General features: G+C 68.9%; 21 protein-coding genes and 4 pseudogenes. 13 read left to right on the top strand and 12 right to left on the bottom strand.

Going from position 1 to position 18,386, the window contains the following annotated elements; all coding sequences use genetic code 11:
* Positions 1–621 precede the first annotated feature (621 nt).
* Positions 622–1,440: pseudogene (locus ACFYW1_RS04465) on the bottom strand (IS5 family transposase).
* A 1,166-nt stretch (positions 1,441–2,606) separates the two neighbouring features.
* Here ACFYW1_RS04465 and ACFYW1_RS04460 point away from each other — a divergent pair.
* Entirely contained in the window at positions 2,607–3,140 is a 534-nt protein-coding gene (locus ACFYW1_RS04460; RefSeq protein ID WP_388986802.1) for a GrpB family protein, read from the top strand.
* Between the two features lie 31 nt (positions 3,141–3,171).
* Positions 3,172–4,149 (top strand): transposase family protein, encoded by a 978-nt coding sequence (locus ACFYW1_RS04455; RefSeq protein WP_388986800.1) that lies wholly within the window; start codon positions 3,172–3,174, stop codon positions 4,147–4,149.
* Positions 4,150–4,336: 187 nt separating this feature from the next.
* Here ACFYW1_RS04455 and ACFYW1_RS04450 read toward each other — a convergent pair whose 3' ends face one another.
* Positions 4,337–4,618 carry an aminotransferase class I/II-fold pyridoxal phosphate-dependent enzyme gene (locus ACFYW1_RS04450; RefSeq protein WP_388986797.1) on the bottom strand — a complete coding sequence of 94 codons (282 nt, stop codon included), beginning with the start codon at positions 4,616–4,618 and terminating at the stop codon, positions 4,337–4,339.
* 264 nt (positions 4,619–4,882) lie between these two features.
* Positions 4,883–5,083 (bottom strand): hypothetical protein, encoded by a 201-nt coding sequence (locus ACFYW1_RS04445; RefSeq protein WP_388986794.1) that lies wholly within the window; start codon positions 5,081–5,083, stop codon positions 4,883–4,885.
* Positions 5,084–5,145: 62 nt separating this feature from the next.
* Between ACFYW1_RS04445 and ACFYW1_RS04440 the strand changes: the two genes are divergently transcribed.
* Positions 5,146–6,051 (top strand): PhzF family phenazine biosynthesis protein, encoded by a 906-nt coding sequence (locus tag ACFYW1_RS04440; protein ID WP_388986792.1) that lies wholly within the window; start codon positions 5,146–5,148, stop codon positions 6,049–6,051.
* 613 nt (positions 6,052–6,664) lie between these two features.
* Here the strand turns inward: ACFYW1_RS04440 and ACFYW1_RS04435 are convergent.
* On the bottom strand, positions 6,665–7,327 hold the full coding sequence (locus ACFYW1_RS04435; protein ID WP_388986789.1) for a class I SAM-dependent methyltransferase: 663 nt from the start codon (positions 7,325–7,327) through the stop codon (positions 6,665–6,667).
* A 457-nt stretch (positions 7,328–7,784) separates the two neighbouring features.
* Between ACFYW1_RS04435 and ACFYW1_RS04430 the strand changes: the two genes are divergently transcribed.
* Both ACFYW1_RS04430 and ACFYW1_RS04425 read left to right on the top strand, forming a co-directional pair.
* Complete coding sequence (locus ACFYW1_RS04430; RefSeq protein WP_388986786.1) at positions 7,785–8,393, top strand: hypothetical protein; 609 nt, start codon at positions 7,785–7,787, stop codon at positions 8,391–8,393.
* Positions 8,384–8,668: a hypothetical protein gene (locus ACFYW1_RS04425; RefSeq protein WP_388986782.1), complete on the top strand. Its 285-nt coding sequence runs from the start codon at positions 8,384–8,386 to the stop codon at positions 8,666–8,668. The genes ACFYW1_RS04430 and ACFYW1_RS04425 overlap by 10 nt, the downstream gene beginning before the upstream one ends.
* On the opposite strand, the gene ACFYW1_RS04420 is transcribed toward ACFYW1_RS04425, so the two are convergent.
* Both ACFYW1_RS04420 and ACFYW1_RS04415 read right to left on the bottom strand, forming a co-directional pair.
* On the bottom strand, positions 8,601–9,989 hold the full coding sequence (locus tag ACFYW1_RS04420; RefSeq protein WP_388986779.1) for a DJ-1/PfpI family protein: 1,389 nt from the start codon (positions 9,987–9,989) through the stop codon (positions 8,601–8,603). The two genes, ACFYW1_RS04425 and ACFYW1_RS04420, sit on opposite strands and share 68 nt — an antisense overlap.
* A gap of 120 nt (positions 9,990–10,109) precedes the next feature.
* Entirely contained in the window at positions 10,110–11,090 is a 981-nt protein-coding gene (locus tag ACFYW1_RS04415; RefSeq protein WP_388986775.1) for a GlxA family transcriptional regulator, read from the bottom strand.
* Between the two features lie 199 nt (positions 11,091–11,289).
* Here ACFYW1_RS04415 and ACFYW1_RS04410 point away from each other — a divergent pair, with 199 nt between their 5' ends.
* Positions 11,290–11,526, top strand: coding sequence for a transposase (locus ACFYW1_RS04410; protein ID WP_388986772.1), 237 nt, complete (start codon positions 11,290–11,292; stop codon positions 11,524–11,526).
* 107 nt (positions 11,527–11,633) lie between these two features.
* Here ACFYW1_RS04410 and ACFYW1_RS04405 read toward each other — a convergent pair.
* Positions 11,634–12,039: pseudogene (locus ACFYW1_RS04405) on the bottom strand (hypothetical protein); the annotation flags it as partial.
* Between ACFYW1_RS04405 and ACFYW1_RS04400 the strand changes: the two are divergent.
* The 3 genes and pseudogenes from ACFYW1_RS04400 to ACFYW1_RS04390 all read left to right on the top strand — a co-directional run.
* Positions 12,036–12,224, top strand: a pseudogene (locus ACFYW1_RS04400) (hypothetical protein); the annotation flags it as partial. The pseudogenes ACFYW1_RS04405 and ACFYW1_RS04400 sit on opposite strands and share 4 nt — an antisense overlap.
* Positions 12,225–12,345: 121 nt before the next feature.
* On the top strand, positions 12,346–12,519 hold the full coding sequence (locus ACFYW1_RS04395) for a hypothetical protein (RefSeq protein WP_388986769.1): 174 nt from the start codon (positions 12,346–12,348) through the stop codon (positions 12,517–12,519).
* Complete coding sequence (locus tag ACFYW1_RS04390; RefSeq protein WP_388986766.1) at positions 12,501–13,052, top strand: hypothetical protein; 552 nt, start codon at positions 12,501–12,503, stop codon at positions 13,050–13,052. The genes ACFYW1_RS04395 and ACFYW1_RS04390 overlap by 19 nt, the downstream gene beginning before the upstream one ends.
* A gap of 104 nt (positions 13,053–13,156) precedes the next feature.
* Here ACFYW1_RS04390 and ACFYW1_RS04385 read toward each other — a convergent pair whose 3' ends face one another.
* The 3 genes and pseudogenes from ACFYW1_RS04385 to ACFYW1_RS04375 all read right to left on the bottom strand — a co-directional run bounded on the left by ACFYW1_RS04385 (position 13,157) and on the right by ACFYW1_RS04375 (position 15,186).
* A complete protein-coding gene (locus ACFYW1_RS04385) occupies positions 13,157–14,380 on the bottom strand; it encodes a prealbumin-like fold domain-containing protein (RefSeq protein WP_388986763.1) in 1,224 nt (407 codons plus the stop codon).
* A 230-nt stretch (positions 14,381–14,610) separates the two neighbouring features.
* Positions 14,611–14,921, bottom strand: a pseudogene (locus ACFYW1_RS04380) (hypothetical protein).
* A 34-nt stretch (positions 14,922–14,955) separates the two neighbouring features.
* Positions 14,956–15,186: a hypothetical protein gene (locus tag ACFYW1_RS04375; protein WP_388986760.1), complete on the bottom strand. Its 231-nt coding sequence runs from the start codon at positions 15,184–15,186 to the stop codon at positions 14,956–14,958.
* Between the two features lie 533 nt (positions 15,187–15,719).
* Here ACFYW1_RS04375 and ACFYW1_RS04370 point away from each other — a divergent pair.
* Positions 15,720–15,950 carry a hypothetical protein gene (locus tag ACFYW1_RS04370; protein ID WP_388986756.1) on the top strand — a complete coding sequence of 77 codons (231 nt, stop codon included), beginning with the start codon at positions 15,720–15,722 and terminating at the stop codon, positions 15,948–15,950.
* Positions 15,951–16,115: 165 nt separating this feature from the next.
* Here the strand turns inward: ACFYW1_RS04370 and rpsN are convergent, their stop codons facing one another.
* Both rpsN and rpmB read right to left on the bottom strand, forming a co-directional pair.
* A complete protein-coding gene (rpsN, locus tag ACFYW1_RS04365; protein ID WP_388986753.1) occupies positions 16,116–16,421 on the bottom strand; it encodes a 30S ribosomal protein S14 in 306 nt (101 codons plus the stop codon).
* Positions 16,421–16,657: a 50S ribosomal protein L28 gene (rpmB, locus tag ACFYW1_RS04360; protein WP_388986750.1), complete on the bottom strand. Its 237-nt coding sequence runs from the start codon at positions 16,655–16,657 to the stop codon at positions 16,421–16,423. Before rpmB ends, rpsN begins: the two co-directional genes overlap by 1 nt.
* Before the next feature lie 68 nt (positions 16,658–16,725).
* Between rpmB and rpmG the strand changes: the two genes are divergently transcribed.
* Genes rpmG through ACFYW1_RS04345 form a run of 3 tightly spaced genes read left to right on the top strand, consistent with a single transcriptional unit; the run spans position 16,726 to position 18,346 of the window.
* Entirely contained in the window at positions 16,726–16,890 is a 165-nt protein-coding gene (gene rpmG / locus ACFYW1_RS04355) for a 50S ribosomal protein L33 (RefSeq protein WP_388986747.1), read from the top strand.
* Positions 16,891–16,937: 47 nt separating this feature from the next.
* Complete coding sequence (locus ACFYW1_RS04350) at positions 16,938–17,192, top strand: type B 50S ribosomal protein L31 (RefSeq protein WP_388986744.1); 255 nt, start codon at positions 16,938–16,940, stop codon at positions 17,190–17,192.
* On the top strand, positions 17,192–18,346 hold the full coding sequence (locus tag ACFYW1_RS04345; protein ID WP_388986741.1) for a CobW family GTP-binding protein: 1,155 nt from the start codon (positions 17,192–17,194) through the stop codon (positions 18,344–18,346). Before ACFYW1_RS04350 ends, ACFYW1_RS04345 begins: the two co-directional genes overlap by 1 nt.
* Positions 18,347–18,386: the final 40 nt, after the last annotated feature.

Raw genomic sequence — 18,386 nt, 5'->3', positions numbered from 1 at the left:
CCGCCAGGAGAGCCGTGGTCCAACCAAGCCAGCGCTCGTTCAATACCTTGAATTCCTCCCTGGATATTCCTGGAGTTGCACAAGCCGATCATCGGAGCAAACTGGAAAACAGGTAGCTAGTGCAGAGCCTGCAGGGACCACAAGCCCTGGAGTAGCACTCTCAAACTAGGGTGCTTGCCCTGAAGAAGAGGCTGTTATCATCTCGGAATTTGACACTCAAGAGGACGCCGAGAAAGCAGCACGCGAGCGTAACGCTGAGAGCAAGCCACTACGCCATGCTCACGCATCGGTGCACCACGACGACTCTGAATGACCCGCTTCGCTAGAGGCGGTCGAGGCCAGAGCAGAAAGGGCGTACCAACAATGCTTGACGAAACTGACGCGCAGAGAAAAGCTCGCGCCGAGATCGTCGCCGAGCTGAATGACATTGAGGCCCGACTGCAAGAGGTGCACGAGAAGGCCCGGCAACTATGGGGACACCACGAAGAGGGCATTCGCTGCTTGAAATGCTATGACCCCCCTTGCCCTGACTTCGAAGAACCACACAACCACGGGCCCATTTGCGCTCGCAACACCTGCCATCACCATATGGCTTCCCATGACTTCTACTAAGACCGTGTCCTATGTGGTGAGTCGGAGAAGTCGTTTGTAGCAGCAGAGGGTGGCGGCGAGTCCGAGGAAGGCCAGGTAGTTGCGGGGGTGGCGTTCGTAGCGGTGGTTGAGTCTGCGGTAGCCGGTCAGCCACGACATCGTGCGCTCGATGACCCGCCTCCGTCGCCCGAGCCGTTCGCGGGATTCGGTTCCCTTGCGGGCGATACGGACGCCGATACGTTTTCCGCGCAGTCATTTCCGCAGGTCGGGTATGTCGTAGGCCTTGTCGGCGTGGAGCTTGCCGGGTTTGTAGTGCCGGCCGCGGTGGGGGATCGTGTCTCGATTGGAGACCGGCCACCATGGGCTTCAGGCCCTGGCTGTCGTGGGTGTTGGCGGCGGAGACGCCGACAACCAGGGGCAGTCCGGCCGCGTCCGACAGGACGTGCATCTTGGAACCCGGTCTACCCCGGTCCACGGGGCTGGGGCCTGTGAGTCCGCCCCTTTTTTGGCCCGTACGTGCGCGGAGTCGAGGACCACACGGGTCACATCGAGCAGGCCGCACTCGTCGATGCGTTCGAGCACCGCCTCGTGCAGCCGGCCCCAGACACCGGCCCTGGACCAGATGACGAAGCGCCGGTGGGCGGTCGACTTCGAGATCCCGAAGCACGGCGGCAGGGCCCGCCAGGCACACCCGCTCACCAGCACGTAGACGATCGCCGCGAACAGGGTCTCATCAGGCGTGTCCTGTGTCCCGCCGCCCTGCGGACGCACCCTCGACGGCGGGATCAGCGGCTTCGCGATCTCCCACAGCCCGTCCGGAACAATCCAACTCCACGTATCCCGCCCCATGAACAGCCCAACGAGCAATCACCACATAGGACACGGTCTTAACGGACCCGCTCCAGTCTGCAAGCAGGCACAAAGTCCTTCGGGCCCCCGACAGGTGTCGCCCTTGTGTGAACCGCACCGCCTCGGAGGTCTGGCCCCCTGTCCCATCTGCACCGATCCTGACTACCCGCACCCTGGCTGGCACGCTCGCTGCCCGGAGGAGTTGTCGTGGTTCGCGGGGCTGCCTGGGACCGCTCCCGCATGGCCCCGGCGACATCCTCGGCCTTTCCAGGACCGGCATGCTCGGCCACTCCCTGGGCAATGCGACCGCAACCTCGGCGATGGCGGCAGGGGGCGCCGATCACGGCAGGCGCGAACCTTGACGGCAGTCTCATCGTCCTGCCAACGGGCTGCGCAAGCCGTTCCTCCTGATGAGCGAGGATGCGGACAACAAACCGAGCTGGCCGCCGCTGCGGAGGCGGGGGCGGCGAGGCTCTCTTGAAGGGAAGTCGCAGACAGCGGTCCAGGGCGCCGTCGGGAGAGAAGTGGAAGCCCCTCGTGAGGACGAGGTTGCGCGTGGCCGCCAGGTAGGCCAACCGGCGGGAGTCGGCGTCGAGGAGGTCAAGCCACAGGAACAGACCGCCCTGCAGGCCCGGGAAGCAACACCACGGAAGACCAGCCAGTCGCACGATCAAGTCGCCTCGTTGTGAACTGAGTTGAGCACGTCGGTTACCGATGACCGTCTCCTGGCGCTTCAGGGGCCGGCCGGCGAGGGGCAAGCACGGCCGCGAGCGCCGCTAAGGGCTGTCCCGTAATCCCCGGCGGGCGCACGACGACAGCTACGGCACCTCGCTGCGTTGTCGGAACATCCGAATACATCCAGTATGCGTACGCCCCTCCACCTTGCGATGCACCGCATCTGACGCCGCGCGCTGATCCACCGGGGATTACGGGACAGCCCTTAGCCACCGGGTGGCGTCGGAATGGACCCGGATCCAGCCTGCGCGCAGGCCCGGCCACAACGACTTGCTCAAGGGACCCACGCACATGACGTGCCGGTCACCGGCGCGTGACGTGATACGCGCCGGCGGCGCGGCTCCCTCGCGCAGGACCAACGACTCGGTACGCAATAGCCAGGGATCTCCGAGGGATGCGCTGGGCCCTGACGATCCTGCGAGACTACCGACATGACTGGCATGATCGTGGTCAGTGACTACGACCCTCGATGGCCCGAGCGGTTCGAGGCCCTGCGGCAGCGCCTGGCACCTCACGTCGCGGATCTGGCTGTGTCCATCGAGCATGTCGGCAGTACGGCCGTGCCCGGGTGCGCCGCCAAACCGATCATCGACCTCGACATCGTGGTGTCCGAGGAGGCCGTCATGCCCGAGTTGATTTCCCGGCTCGCCGGACAGGACTACCGACACGAAGGCGATCTGGGGATTCCGGGACGGGAGGCCTTCCAGGCCCCTCCTGCGGCTCCTGTACATCATCTGTACGGCGTAGTCGCGGGCTCAAAGCCCCACCTTGATCACGTCCTATTCCGTGATTACCTGCGCCAGCGGCCCGATGAAGTCCAGCGCTACAGCGCGTTGAAGGTGGCCCTGGCCCAGCAGTTCCCTGCCGACAGCGACGGCAGGGCGGCCTACTCGGCGGCGAAGAGCGCTCTGGTGGAGGAACTGGTTGCGAAGTCCTACACCGCTCAGGCCGCCAGCGAATCGTGACGTGAGGCGGACCGCACGGGTTGGTGATGCTGTGACGCATTACCGAGCCCGTGCGGCCTTGTCTCATCCTGCCTTCTGCGGCCTTGATCGTGCACATCTCGGCGGTCTGATCGAGGAGTTGGCCGATCCGTGGACGGCACGGTGCGAGTCCGCACTGCGCGAGCGCAGAGGCGGCGACCGTCGACGGGCGGCCGGCGCAGGGCCGGACCACCAACTGGTCTTCACCGACCGGGTCCTGGTCACCGTGGTCTACCTGCGGCTGCAACTGCCGCACGCGGCGCTCGCCGAGCTGTACGGCGTGACCCGCCCCACCGTCACCCGCGCCATCCACGAGATCCGGCCGCTGCTCGCCGCCCGCGGCTTCGCCGTCCCCGACCAGCCCGGCCTTCGCCTGCGCACCCTGGCCGATGTCTTCGCCTATGCCGAAGCCGAAGCCGTCGAGCTGCGGATCGACGGCACCGAGACCCAGGTCCGGCGCCCCAAGGCCGGACGCCCCGGCCGCAAGGCGTTCGTCTCCGGCAAGAAGAAGCAGAACACCGCCAAGACCACGACCATCGGCGATGGCTCGGGGCGTTTGCTGTGGTCCGGAGCCGACCGGCCCGGCCGGATGCACGACCAGACCGCCATGCGCACCGAGGGCATCGCCGAGCAGCTGCGGCTGCATCCACAGGTGACGGCGAAGGTCGACGAGGGCTACCGGGGCCTCGCCAATGACTTCCCCGAGCAGGTGCAAGCACCGCCCCGCAAGCCGAACAACGAGGCACCACTGGGCGAGCGGTACGCCTGGCGTGAAGCACGCCGACGACAGTCCTCGGCACGGATCTGCGTAGAGCACACCATCGGCGAGGAGAAGAAATGGCGGCCGCTCCAGCGGTACCTCTGCCGCCGTGAGTCCTACGCCGAAACACACGCCGCCATTGCCGGACTGGTCTCCGACCGCACCGCCCGCAGGGCCTCCCGGCGGTACACAAGCACCGAACTCGTGCTCGCCCGCCGGACCGCCTGCTGATCACCCACCAGCCAATCAGCCAAGCCAGCACGCCCCGACCTCAATCGCGTACCGAGTCGCAAGTCCCGTACGGTCTCCTCGAAGAGGACCAAGGTGTCGTGGGCGTGCAGCCGCCGGCCCAGTTCGGCACGCTCCTCCTCGCCCATCAACAGACCCGTCGGGTTGTGGAAATCTGCGATCAGGTACGTCAGGGACGGCCGGGCAGCCGCGAGGGCACGATCCATGGCGGGGACGTCCCAGCCGCTGGGGTGAGGGGCTGGGAGACCAGCCGGGCACGCGCGCCCCGGAACAGGGCGAGCGCGCCCGGATAAGTGGGAAAGCCCAGGACGACTCTGCTGTTCGGCCGCAGGTATGCCGCGCTGAGCAGGCTCAGCGCGGCATCGGCGCCGCTGGTCGGCAGGAGGTGCCCACTGTCGGTCGCGAGCCCCTGAGCCTCGTAGGTGTCGGCGATGGCTGTGCGCAGCGCCAACGGGCCGGCGTCTTCGGAGGGGGGTACAACAATGGGGCGGACAGCATGTCGGTAGCTTCCCTCACGGCCTGGAGCAGTTCGCCGAAGGGTGCCGCGGGTTCCACGACGGTGAGGTCCAGCGGTGCCCCGTCCTTGCCCGCTTCGCCCCGGTCGCTGGCCAGGGCGGGAGGCGCTCGTGCAGCCGGGGCGGCAGGGGGACGGCGCTGCCGGAGCCGGTCCGGGCAACGATCAGCTGTTCGGCGCGCAGGGTCTGGTAGCCCGTCGTCACGGTGCCCCGCGCGAGACCGAGCTCGCCGACGAGCAGGCGTTCGGCGGGAAGCCGTGCCCCGAGAGGAACCGACCGTCGCGGATGGCCTTCGCCACGGCATCGGCCAAGCGTCGCGCGAGCGGTCCGTCGCCGGCGTGCCAGTTGCCGAGCAGCTGGGGGAACCGTGACGCCGGGACGTCCCGTGCCGTGCCATTCACGGAGGCCACTTTCCCGGGATTGGACCATGACCGGATGGGCGGTCTTGCCCTAGCGTCGATCCGTGACCAGCCACTACCGCATCAGTCCTGAAGTCCACCCGCCCCTGCACTACCGCCATGTCGATGTGTTTGCCGGCAAGGCGTTCACCGGCAACTCCCTTGCGGTCTTTCCCGACGACCCCGGCCTCTCCGCCGCACAGATGCTCAGGATCACCCAGGAACTCCGGCACTTCGAGACGATCTTCCTGCGTGGCAATGATGAGAGTCAGGACGTCACCGCCCGGGTATTCGACCTCTTCGAGGAACTCGACTTCGCCGGCCACCCGGTCCTGGGCGCGGCCGCCGTCCTTCACGAGCGTGATGGCGGTCGGGGCCCGCAGCGCCGGACGTTGCACCTGGTCGGCAGGACCGTCGAGGTGACGACCTGGCGCACCGCCACCGGGTACCACGCGGAACTCGACCAGGGAGCGCCGGAATTCCTGGCAACTGTACCGGCGGAGGACAGGGCGGAGATCGCCGCGGCGCTGAATCTGCCCACCCGGGCACTCGCCGATCTTCCCCTGTGTGTCGTCTCCACCGGCCTGCCCTATCTCATCGTGCCGGTGGTGGCGGGTCTGGCCGAGGCGAGGATCGTCCGCAGCGACTTCGCGGAGCTCGTCGGGCGGTACGGCGCGCAGTTCGCGTACGTGCTCGACATCGAGGCGCTGGAAGGTCGTCACTGGAACAACGACGGCGTTCTGGAGGACGTCGCGACCGGCAGTGCGGCAGGCTGCGTCGGCGCGTACCTCGCCCTGCACCGCGTTGTGCCTGTCGAGGAGGAGCTCACCCTGGGGCAGGGGCGTTTCACCGGCCGTCCGAGCCTGCTCACCGTCCTGCCTCAGGGGCGCCCCGACGCGCTCCACAACATCCGGGTCGGCGGCGACGTGAGCATGGTGGCCCGGGGAACCCTGGACACCCTGCCCGAGTGAGGACCATTGCCATGCCCAGCTTTCCCCTTCACCCGGCCGACCGTATTCGCGCGGTCGTGGACCTTGCCGGCCTCGTGGAGGTGGAAAAGCCCCTCATCCCGGTCGAAGCCCCGAGCCCCGGCGCCGGCCTCTTCGTGCCACGCTTCCAGAGGCGACACCGGGGACGGCGTCATGGCGGCATGATGGCGGTCTTCCGCGGCCTGACAGGTGCGCCGACAAGACCGAGCGACCGTACATCCACGCTCGTGTCATCAAACCGACCCACGCAATGGTGACCGCCACCATGACCGGACCCGACCTCGTCGACTACCGGTCCTCACGCCAGGGCGGATGGCCACACACCACTACGGTCGTGATCAGGTCCGGGCGTACCTGCCAAACCTGGGAGCCATCTGGGAGCTGAGCCCCGGCGGCAGGCGACCTCGACGACTGGAGGAGCGCGGAGCCAGTGGCTGAGTTGTTCCGTGTCGCGTCCTCCCAGAGCGTGAGCGGGAGCCGGGTGGTGGCGTCGACCAGGAGAGTTCCGTAGGCGCCGCCGTAGAGCGCGAAATCGTCCACCCCCAGCACCAGGAGTGCCTCCAGAGGGGGAAACGTGTGGGTGCCACGGCCGAGGTCAGACGGAGGGTGCGGTCTCGCGCTGACGGAGTACGTCGTAACCCACGAACTCGAACAGCCGGGTGCCGGTGGGCAGGGGTTGAGGCGTGCCGGTGAACCGGTGCACACCGACCCCATAGCCGGCGCCCGGTTCCGACAGCCACTGCAGTTCGAAACCCTGTCCGCCGAACCAATCGCAGATCATGGGCACCCGGTCGGGGGCGGCGCGGTTGCGGGTCCAGATGACGGTGCCGCCGGTCTTGCACAGTTGGTTGCAGGCGCCGATGGTGTGCTCGATGTCGCTGTCGGTGATGTTTCCGAAGACACCGCAGACCAGTACGAGGTCCGCGGGGGCCATGCCCCGGTACTGATCGATGAGGGAGGCATCGCCGGTCACCACCTCGACCTGGTCCAGGTCTGCCCGGCGGGCCGTCGCCGAAGCCGCGGCGGTGTTGCGGGCGTCCAACTCGACAAGCCTCGCCCGCACCTCGTGGCGGCGCGGGTGATCGGAGAGGACGTGCAGGAGGTCGCGACCGTCGCCGGCGCACATGCTGATCACCTTCAGCGGCCCGGCCGGGGAATCGTCCAGGGCAGCTCGGGTCTGCGATTGAACGGTCCGCAGCCTCCGTGCCATCCAGGAGTCGGCTACGTCGTACTTGTCGTGCCAGGTGTTCCAGTCCATCGCCGCACCCTACGGCCGGCCATGAGCCGCAGACGATCCAATTTCGATCAGCGCAGGCGCCCGCTGAAGCGTGCAGGCCCAGGTGAGAACGCGGCACTCGCCCGAGCCTTCACGTGCTGGGGGTACTGCTGGACACCTTCGAGGACACCGGTGACCGCACCCACCGTGATCTGAACGGCTCCTGCAGCGGCTGGTGTGGCTCATGCCGACATGTTCTTCGTCATTACCGGACGCTCTCGGCTGCAGCAGGCCGAGGAGGGGCTGCAGGGGCAGCTCGGCTGGACCGGCCCTTCGGCATGGCCCGGCCTGGCTGCCCACGGCATCCCCCTGCCACGCCCCGCGGCCGCCGGAACGGAGCGGGGGGCGGCAGATCCTGATCGGCGACTTCAGCTCCGAGCACTGCGAGGGCCACCCGGCCCTCAACAGCCGGCCCCTGATCGACGAACCCCCGCGCACCGTGATCGCCGAACGCTCCCACGGCCTGCCCCTGTACCTCGATCTGTCCGTGATGCGGTTCCCGGAGATCCGCCGGACCGGCCGCACCCCGCAGCCGGCCGACTTCGACCATGACTTCCCCGCCCTGATCGCCCGTACCCTGACGGACCTCACCCCGGACGAGCGGCATGTCCCGCGCCCCGTCTCCCCGCTCGATTCCTTCGCCCTGAACCTGGCGGCCCGGGCTGCGGGCATGACCCACGAGGCACCCGCGATGCGGCTGGCAGAGCGGCTCTTCGTCCGGGAGAACCCGTTTGGCCTGTGGCCCTTCTACCTGCATGGGCTGATCCGCACCGCCGACGACCGGTGGTCACCACGTGACTGGCAACAGGCCGCCCACCGTGCCTTCGCCGCTCCGGGCGAGCAGTGGAACAACGGGACCGGCCGGGACCGCGTGCTGCTGACCGGGTGGCTGCGCCAGGGCCTGGCCGTCGCCCGCGACTTCCGCCTCGACCCCGGCCGGCTCGCCGATCCCGCCTGGACCTACGGCAGCGACTCGCTATTGGGAACCGCTCACCCCCGCCACCCGCCCACGCCCTGGAGACGGCCGCCGATGCCCTGGTGGAGCTGATCAGTGCGCTCGCCCGCCCGCAGCACGAGCACCGCGAACGCACCGCCGACCGACTCGCCGCGATCACCGCTACCGGGCTGCTGCCCGCCGACCTGCACGAGATGGGCGTCTACTACGGCCTGTCCGGAGGTGTGATCAACGGTGCCGAGTTGGGGCCGGTAAGGGGCTGTGGGCCGGGAGGGCACCCCGTGAAGGTGCGACGCGCTGTCATGCTGCCCGCAGGTGCCGCCCAGCCCGGCGGATGGCCGTCGGAAGGAACCCTGCACCAACGCTGACCGCGGCCGCCGCGACGGCCAGCAGGGTCGACCGCCAGGGCCAGGCCGCCCCGGTGAGCGTCAGGTGGGAAGAGGGGTACTCCGAGAACTTCGCCGTGACCCGGGCCGTGGAGCGGTCGCTGTGGCGGGCGAGGTCGCGCAGGACAGGATCGAAGCCGAACTCACCGTCATGCCGTCCCCCGCCGGGCAGTTCGACAGCCAGATTGTTGCGGAGCGCCCAGGTGCGCAGGGACGTGTCGACGGCCGACACGTCCGCGACGCCCGGCACCACGAAGCGGTCCACTCCGTGGGAGCTGGAACCTGTCGGCCGGGCGACCAGGACGAGGCCGTGACGAGTGGTGACTGTGCCACGGCTGCCGAGGACCACCGTACGTGCGCTGAAGGACACCCCGCCGTATGCTTCGAAGGCGGCTGCGGCGGCGATCTCATCGACGCCGTCGACCAGGCCGATCCCCACCGTGGAGCGCAGCCAGGGGAACGCGGCGTTCAGCGCGTACGGCAGGTCGCCGGGGGTGAGGTGGTTTACCGGGATCGTGGTTGGTCCGTCCGGAGTCCAGCCCGGATACGACAGGCCCTTCCCGATTCGGGTGGCTTCGTCCTTGCCTGCGAGTTCCTCCACGACCCGCAGGGCTCCGACCGTGCCGGAGGTGACGCCGGCGGTGGTGGTGACCCGGTCGTCCTCCACATATCTCTGGCCGCGCTTCCAGTGCACCTGGGGGTATTGGCGCTTCAGGGAACTGATGTTGGACCAGAAGGAGGTCGCGTTCCGGCCGTCCAGCAGGCCGGAGGCCGCCAACAGCTCCGAGCCCGCGCATACTCCCAGAACACGGGCACCCTTGCGGTGCCGCTCCACGATCCAGTCACGCAGCCGCGCCTCCTTGGCGTCGGCCGGGTCGGTCACCGCGGGCACGACGACCACATCGGGCTCGGGGACCACTCTCCTGTCCACCTCGGCCAACGTGTGATCGGGCAGGAGCTGGGCGCCGCCGGAGAGCGGGGAGACGCGGCGTTCGGCTGCCACGGTGTAGACGAACAACTTCTCCGACTCGGCGAACACCTGGTACGGCGCCATCACGTCGGTGGCCACGGACCCCTCGTTGCTGACGACCACCGCCACCGTGATCCGGCCGCTCGGAACGGCCCGCGCGGTCGGCCACGCACCCGCGTCCGACGCGGCAGGTGCGGGCACGAAACTTTCCGCCATCGACGTGCTCACCCCCGCGAAGGCGATCCCGGCGAACGACGCCACCGACAGCGCCGTGCCCATGAGCACCCGGCCCGCGCGGCGGACCGCCCGGCGGCTCCTGTTCAACCTTGGCATGACATACCTCCATAAAACGGTCAATCGATGGCAGTGCGACACACGCAACCGCCCTCATGGGGAGAAGCAAGAAAGGAATTGGCCGGGGGAAGGCGTCAGGAGCCGTTCCCGGCGGGCGTTTCAGCCGGCGGGGCGCATCTGCGTGCGGAGCCGGGACGGCGGAATGCCGAAGCTCTCGGTGACCAGACGGCGCAGCTGCCGTGCGTCACGGAAGCCGCAACGGGCAGCGACCGTCTCCACGGTCAGGTCGGTGTCCGTCAGCAGGGCGCGGGCACGTTCCAGGCGCAGCCGGCGCTGGTAGGCCAGCGGAGTGATCCCGGTGGCCGTGGTGAAGGCCCGCGTAAGACCACGCGGCGACAGATGGGCAACGGCTGCGAGCTCGTCGAGGGAGTGCGGGGCATCCAGATTCTGAGCCAGGTGGTCCTGCACCCGGTGCACGGCGGGCTGCACATGGTCGCGGTAGCGCAGGAAAGGGCTGATCTGGGCAGCATCGCCGTCCCGCCGTAGATAGAGCACCAGTTCACGGGCGACGGCGGCGGCCAGTTCCGGGCCGTGGTCGCGTTCGACGAGGGACAGCGCAAGGTCGATCCCGGAGGAGATGCCCGCGCTGGTACTGATGCGCCCGTCGTGGACGTACAGGGCCGCCTCGCGGACCCGGGCTGCCGGATACCGCTCGCGCATCGCTCCGGTCAGCGACCAGTGCGTCGTGCACGACCGGCCATCCAGCAGTCCCGCCTCTCCCAGGGCCGCGGCGCCGCTGCACACCGACGCCACCCGCGCCCCCGCGTCATAGGCATCCCGCAGCCATCGCACTGCGGCGCTCGACACCAGCCGGTCGGATCCAGTCAGTCGTGGCCCCGGGACAAGCACCAGGTCACCCGGTCCCGCCTGCGTCGCCGCAAGCGCCTGGAGCCCGGCGAGCTCCAGCCCCTGCGCCGAGCGCACCCCACTGGTCTCGGCGACGTACTCCAGCCGGTAGCAGCCGCCCAAGTGGGCTGCCGCATGGAAGACCTGGACCGGGCCACCGAGATCCAACAGGTTCACCTCGGGCAGCACCAGCACGACCACCCGTTCCGTACACCCGCTCATTACGTCACTCACACGGACACAGTAGGCAAGCTCCACCGGCACCCACGAGGGCAACCAGCGCCGAAGACCGGACGGATCAGGCACTGCGAGGTACGGACCCTTGATCAATTCTCGGTGACGCAGGAGCCGACCGAGTGGGGTGCCTACCGAGTCCCGGTCAATCTGTGGGATTCGCCCTCGGTGCGGGACCTGGGACGGTAGACCTTCTTGCGTGACGCGAGCGCAACTGACTGACGAGGAATGGGAGTTCGTCGGGCCGTACCTGCCGATCGGCGAGTACGGCGTATCCCGAGCGGTTACGGCAACAGTTCGAGGGTGTGATCTGGCGCTCAAGGCCGGCGGACTGTGGCGGGAGCTGCCGCAAGAGTTCGGCGCCTGGTCGACCGTCCACAACCGCTTCTGGCGGTGGTGTGACGCGGGCGTCTTCGAGGCCCTGCTGAAGGGCTGATCGCGGAAGCGGCGAAACGGGTGTGGCCCTGTCCCTGGTCAACATCGACTCCACCACCACGTGCGCTCACCACGACGCAGCTGGGATGCACCTGGGCGAGGACGTCCTCACTGCCCTTGAGAAGGGCTGTCGCCGAGGCGGAGAAGGCCGAGCCAAAAGGGGCAACCTCGAAGAACAAGAGGGACAGGACACCGATACCGATCCCGAGCGGCGGCGTATCCGCCATCGGCGAAAACTCCGGCTGAAGACCGCCCTGCCGTGCGGTGGTTCTTCGAGTCGAGCGGCCGGCCTGGGGCGGGACGGTTTCGGTGCACCGGCTGGAGAGCCGGTCTTCGCGTGCAGGTTTCTGAACCCCCTGCGGACTCGGGCGGGCGTGAGTTTGTTCGGCGGGGTCGGCTTCTCCCAGGGCCGCCGGAGGTCGACGGCCAGCGGGCGGGCCGGCCGGGGCCGGGCACAGGCCGCGATCACCAGCCACGTCCACCGGTCGGCCGCATCCGAGCTGCGAAGCCGAGGAAACCCACGACACCTCCCACCGCACGGTCCGAGCCGGAGTCGAGCAGGTCTCGGCCCGCATGAAGACCTGGAAGATCCTCCGCGACTGCCGCCCGAAGGGCGACGGCGTCCACCGCGCAGTCCGCGACAGCATCCGCCTCCATGGCCTCGCCCCGACCGGGGAGGGGAGCCATGCCCACAACTGATGAGGAGCGCGGATGAGATCAATTGCGGGACCCACATGAAGAGTTGACGGATTCATGCGTGGCCCAAGCGGTGGACATGTCACTCAGGGTGTTTTCACTGCAGCATGAAAACGAGGCATCGATGAGCACCACTCGATTCTCCGCGTTCGTCGGGGTCGTCTGCGCGGCCGTTCTCTGTGTCGGCTGCAGCTCGCAGGCGGAGGAGCGGCCGAAGGCCGCCGCGCCGACCGCCGACAGCCCGTCGCCGTCGGCAACCGCGGCGCCGACCCGCATGTGGTGCCGGGTTCGGCCCTGAAGACCTATCTGCCGGCCAACCGCACCCTGCCCGAGGAGTGGAAGGTTTCCACCGTGTTCGAGGAGCACGACAGCGGCCCGAAGCTGGTGCCGCCGTCCGCCAATCTCAGCCCGACGGTGAACTTCGGTTGCGACCAGCTGGTCCGGAGCGGTACGGAGGCACCCCTGGGCGGCTGGAGCGCGTACGCCAGCCCGGGGAGGGCCACCGACCCGTCCGCACATGAGGTCGGGATCATGGTGCGCGTCTACTCCACCGGCCAGGCGTCGGAGGCCAGGCCGGAAAGCCCGCCCTCCACCAGCCGAAGAAGAGGCTTCTCCCTCACGCTCCACCGCCATCACGTCGATGATCCTCGGTCAAGGCAGCACCTGAATCCTGCGCGTGCCACCGAAGACATCAACGAGACACCTGAAGAAAGCAACCCCCGGCTTACGGACAACCCCGCGCCCCACACCCATCTTCGGGAACGTCGGGGCGGTTCCGGGCCGGCCCTCTCAGAGGATCTCTTCCATCAACTTGCCTTGTCCTTCTGGTAGTTGATCTTCTTTCTGTTTGCTGCGGGTCTTGCACAGCCACGGGCCGATCATGACGCGCTCACCGCAAGGCCCCGGCCCCGCCGCCGCGGGCGAGCCGACTCGGGTCACTTGCATTTCTTGCAGGGCTCACCACGGGTGTTGCTGATGGTGGTGGTGAGGTCGGGGTTCTGTCCGGTCAGTTCGAACGGGCCGCTGACGCGGTTTTCGGGCAGTCGGTAGCCCTCGGGGACGGCGGTCTCTTCCAGGTAGTAGGTGCCCAGCTCCAGGGCGTCGAAAGTGCACAGGCCCTGCTCGTCGGTGGCGCAGGCACTGCCGACCTTGGTGTCGGGGTTGGTGCCAGTGGTCTGGAGTCCGTCGATGTTGTTGGTCTCCTGCCATACCTGGAAAACGGCACCCGGCAGTGGCTTCCCGTTCGTCCTGTCGGTCTTCTCGACAGTCAGCCGGCCGGTGGCACAGGGCTTCCACTCGAAGGTAGCCAGGCCGTCGCCCTGGCGGGCGCCGGTGAGGAAGACGGCTCCCGCGGGGCCTGTGCTGGATCCTCCGCCTCCGCCGGCCCCACTGTTGTGGTCGGTGGGAGACGCGGCGCCCCCGCCTCCGCCGGTGGCGCCTCCACCGCCTCCACCGCCTGCGCCGCCGTGCGGGTCGCGGATACTGTCGCCGCCGCGACCACCGACCGGCCCGGTTGCCGGAGAACCGTTCTCACCGTTCGGGTCTGTGGTCGGGGTGTTGATTCCGCCCTGGCCTCCTTCCCCGCCCGGGCGTCCCGGCTTGCCCTCGTCGTCCCCGGCCAGCCCGATGCCAGGCTCACCGGTTTGTCCGCCGTCCCCGCCACCGATGTCCGAGGAGAAGAAGGACGCGCCTCCGCCGCCGCCTCCACCCGCCACGATCAGCGGGGTCGGCCCTGCGCTGATGACGGTCCGCCCACCCCCGCCGCCTGCGGTGATACCACGGATCTGACCCCCGACCCGATAGGCGCCGCCGGTTCCGCCGCCGCCATATCCGCCTTCGGCGGCCGCGTCGGGGTCATCCCCGTCATGGCCCGCGCCCCCGACATCGACGGTGAGAACCTGACCGGCCATGACATCCAGCGATGCGGACACCTCTGCTCCGCTGCCGCCCGGCACCCCGTACTGACCGGTTCCTCCGGCTGCGCCGTACGCCGCGACGGACAGCGAGCAGACTCCCGCGGGGACGGTGAACTGCTGGGGAGCCCCGGTGAAGGCGAAGGTCTGCGAACCTGTTTGCTCTGCTCCTGGCATGCCGGCAGCGGACACCGGGGCCACAGTAGCGAACAACACTGCGGCGGAGGCTGTGAGCGCCACGCTCACGATGTGTCTCTGTGCAAGTCTCATGCTGGCAACGTATGCATACGTTCCAGGTACTTGTGCGATGCAGAAGCCGCGAGGCCAGCCATACAACCTGAATGGTCGCACCACTTCACCGGGCCCGAAGGGCGGCCCGGCCGGGCTCGGCCGATCGGGCTCTTTCATCCGAGAGGTTCGGGAAGGAGTACTCGGCAGCGGCCGCGCGCCGTTTCCGCGGTCCGTAATTGTGGGCGTCAAAGGCGGTGAGGTTGTGCATCCTGCCCTGCCGGTCGGCCATCCAGTGGGCGCGGGCCGCCGGGGAGCGGGTCGTACAGCGCCCGGCCCCTGTCCCCCGCCCCAGTTCGGCGGACAGGGCGGCACCGTCGTCCATCTCTTCCGGTCGCTAGCCGGTGATGTCGAGCAGTAGCCCGTCCAGCGGCCCGCCGACCAGGGCGGCGTACGTCTGGTGCGGCAGCGGGCCGGGATGGGGGCCGTCGTGGTCGTGGTTGTACACCCGGCCGCGCAGCAGCTGCTCGTCATCGGCATCGCCCGGCCTCCCAGCCACCACCGACACCCATCCCGGCCTCCGAACCCGTCCGCTACCGGCGGCGCCCGATGCCGAACCGGCTGCGGGGCTTCACCGCCGGCGCTTCCGCGGCCGCGCGCTCGCCTTCCTCCGCCCGGCGGCGCACGACGCGCTCCGTCTCCGCGCGGTCGGCGGCCTCCTTCGCGTACGGCCCGCACAACCGGTCCCGCTCGCCGGGCCACGAGGATCGCGTGGTCTCCTGCCAGCGTTCGTCGGTGAACTTGGCGCCGCACCGCGTGCACACCGGCCGCTGCGCCTCCCGGTGAGCGGCCTCGCGCTCCGCCTGGCGTCGGCGGGCCTTGGAACTGCATCCCGTACAGCCGGTCCCCCGTCGGGGTTGTCCAGTGCCTCGGACAGCGTCTGCCGCTCATAGCGCCCGAGCCTGCGCCACACCGCGCCCGCGGCCCCGGCGGATCGGCGGTGATCCGCTCCAGCTCGGTGACGACCACGGGCACCGCCTGGTGGTAGTCGACCGCCGTGTATCTCTCTCCCCGGGGCGGGGTGTCCGCGAAGTAGGCGCGGGCGGCCTGCTCCAGACGCTGCATCCGGCTCTCGGGCTGCTCGGCGGTCTTCCCGGTGAACACGAACACCACCGGCACGTACCTCTCACGGCCCGTCGCCGGGTAGATCCGCGACCACAGCCGGACATCATGCACCGCCGCACCTTGCCGACGCGCTGCCTTCTCCTTCCGTTCGCCGGCGCGCAGTCCGCGCGGTGAGGCACTCGTCCTGCGCACCGACGGCAGTATCCATGCCATCACCCCCACCACGGGCAAGGTGACCAAGAAGATCTCCGTCCTCGATCCGCGGCAAGAGCCGCTGGACTGGCAGCAGTCCCGCCCGGCGCTGTTCGTGCGCGGCCACACGACGTGCGTCTGCGACCCGTCGAGCGGGAAGCTGCTGGCCATCGACGTCGAGTCGGGCAAGCAGCCGGCCTCGACGGAGCCGCCAAAGACCCCCAACGGGCTGAGTGCCGTCAAGCAGCACCGCCCCTCCCCCAAGACATGAGGGGCGCGTTCCTGCCGGGCCGGAGCGCGCTCCTCCTGTTGCCCTGCGAGGTCCTCGCACCGCGACAGCGCCCTATCGGCCGGAGCGGCCATCGGGTCAGCAAAGGGCGACGGGTGGTGTCACGGCTCGCCGGTCGCACCACCACCCGTCATCGATACCGAGGTGTCACCAGGAAGACTTGGTCACTCCGGGAAGGAATCCGGCATGCGCCTGTTCGCGCATCCTGACCCGGGACAGCCCGAACTTCCGCAGGTGACCGCGGGGACGGCCATCCACGCTGTCCCGGTTGCGCACCCGGGTCGCGCTGGCGTTGCGCGGCTGGCAGCGCAGTTCCTCGACCGCTGCGGCCCGCTCGGCCTCCGTGGCGCCGGGCCGACGGATGATCTTCTTCAGCTCCGCACGCCGTGCGGCGTACCGCTCGACGGTCGCCTTGCGCTTCTCGTTCTGCGCGATCTTGCTCTTCTTGGCCATCAGACCTTCTCTCCCCGCGCACGGACGCGAGCGACCGCCGCCTCGATGCCGATGATGTCGATCGTCCTGATCGCCTTGGCACTCAGCACCAGGCGCACATGCCGTCCTTCACTGGGCAGCCAGTAGCGCTTGCGCTGGATGTTCGGGTCGTACCGGCGCGACGTGCGCCGGTGGGAGTGGGAGATGTTGTTGCCGAAGCCCGGCTGTGCGCCAGTCAGTTGGCAGTGGGCGGACACGAAGTTACCTGCCTCTCATTGAGCCGATCTCGTATTGAAAATGGAAACCATTGCCATATGATAGTCGCATGGCTCGCAACGAACTACGCCCGATCATCAAGCTCCGCTCCACCGCGGGAACGGGTTACACCTACGTCACCCGCAAGAACCGAAGGAACAACCCCGACCGGCTGGTGCTGCGGAAGTTCGATCCGTTCGTCCGCCGCCACGTCGACTTCCGCGAAGAGCGTTGACACCCACAGCTCCCCGCTCGGCACTCCCCGACCCCGAGGACACCGCTATGAAGCCCGGACTCCACCCCGCCTACCGCCCCGTCGTCTTCCGCGACAAGGCCGCCAACTTCGCCTTCCTGACCCGCTCCACCTTGACCGGCAATCGGACCGTCGAGTGGGAGGACGGCAACACCTATCCGGTCGTCGACGTGGAGATCTCCTCCGCGAGCCATCCCTTCTGCACGGGGACCGCCCGCGTCCTGGACACTGCGGGACGCGTCGAACGCTTCGAGCGCCGCTACGGCCGCCGTGAGGGCCGGTGATGAAGGACAAGCACACGCTCCCGGTCGTCATCGTCAACGGGCTGCACTCGGACGCCCGCCACGTAGTCGTGGAGGGGCTGTTGAGGGAGGTGCCTCACAGCGTCGCGCTGCACCACGACCTGGCGACAGCAGAGAAGGGCACGGTGCACCGAACCGTACGTGACACCTCCGGGATCCTCTCCAGCGGCGAGGCCCCCCTGGTGAACGACTGCGCCTGCTGCGCCCTGCGCGCGGACCTGATGCCGGAGCTGGGGCGCCTGGCGGCCGACGGAGTGACCAGGATGGCCGTCGTCGAGCTCTGGGACTCCGTCGAGCCCAAGGCCATGTCCGAGATCATCGCCGCACACGGTGAGGGCCTGGTGGAGGTGACCGGCGTGATCACCGCCGTGGATCCCGCCCTCGTGCTGCCCTACCTCGCCAACGGTGACGATCTCGCCGAGGCGGGTCTGGCAGCAGCCGCCACCGATCAGCGGACCGTCGGAGACACCTGGGCCCGGCAATTGGAGTACGCGTCGGCTGTCGCCCTCGTGGACAACGATCGGGCGGACCAGGAAGACCGGGCACTGGTCAGTCAGCTGCACCCGACGGCACCGCAGGCAGCGGCCGGTTCCAAGGAGTTGGTGAAGCTGGCTCTCGCGGGATTCGACGTGGAAGCGGCCGGTGCCGGCCAGCATCCGGCCTGCGCCCTGCTGCCCCAAGAGGCCGAGGAGGCCGGCGTCAGCACTCTCGTGTGGCGCAAGCATCGCCCGTTCCATCCCGAACGCCTGTACGACGCACTGGAGGACCTGAGCTGCGCGGCCGCGCGCAGCCGAGGCCGGTTCTGGCTCGCCGACCGCCCCGACACCCTCCTGTCCTGGGACGCGGCGGGTGGAGCGCTCTGCGTCGAGAACAACGGCCCCTGGCTCGCCTCCCTGCCGGACGCCGCCTGGGACATGGTTCCGCCGGTCCGGCGAGCGGCCGCCGCACTGGACTGGCACCCCGAGCACGGCGACTGCTGCCAGCACCTGGTCTTCACCTCTCCCGGACTCGACCGGGACGGACTGACCGCTCTGCTCGATTCCTGCCTGCTGACCGACGACGAGTACGAAGCAGGCCGCGCGGCATGGAAGAACCTGCCGGCCGCATTCGACGCGCTTCTCGACCCCGCCCGCTGACCACCTCACACACCCGAACACCCGCCCCCGTAAGGAAGAC

This window comes from Streptomyces sp. NPDC002669, from assembly GCF_042889165.1.
Taxonomy (GTDB): domain Bacteria; phylum Actinomycetota; class Actinomycetes; order Streptomycetales; family Streptomycetaceae; genus Streptomyces.
Note: the sequence above shows the minus strand (reverse complement) of the source record. Positions and strands in the feature narration are given on the sequence as shown.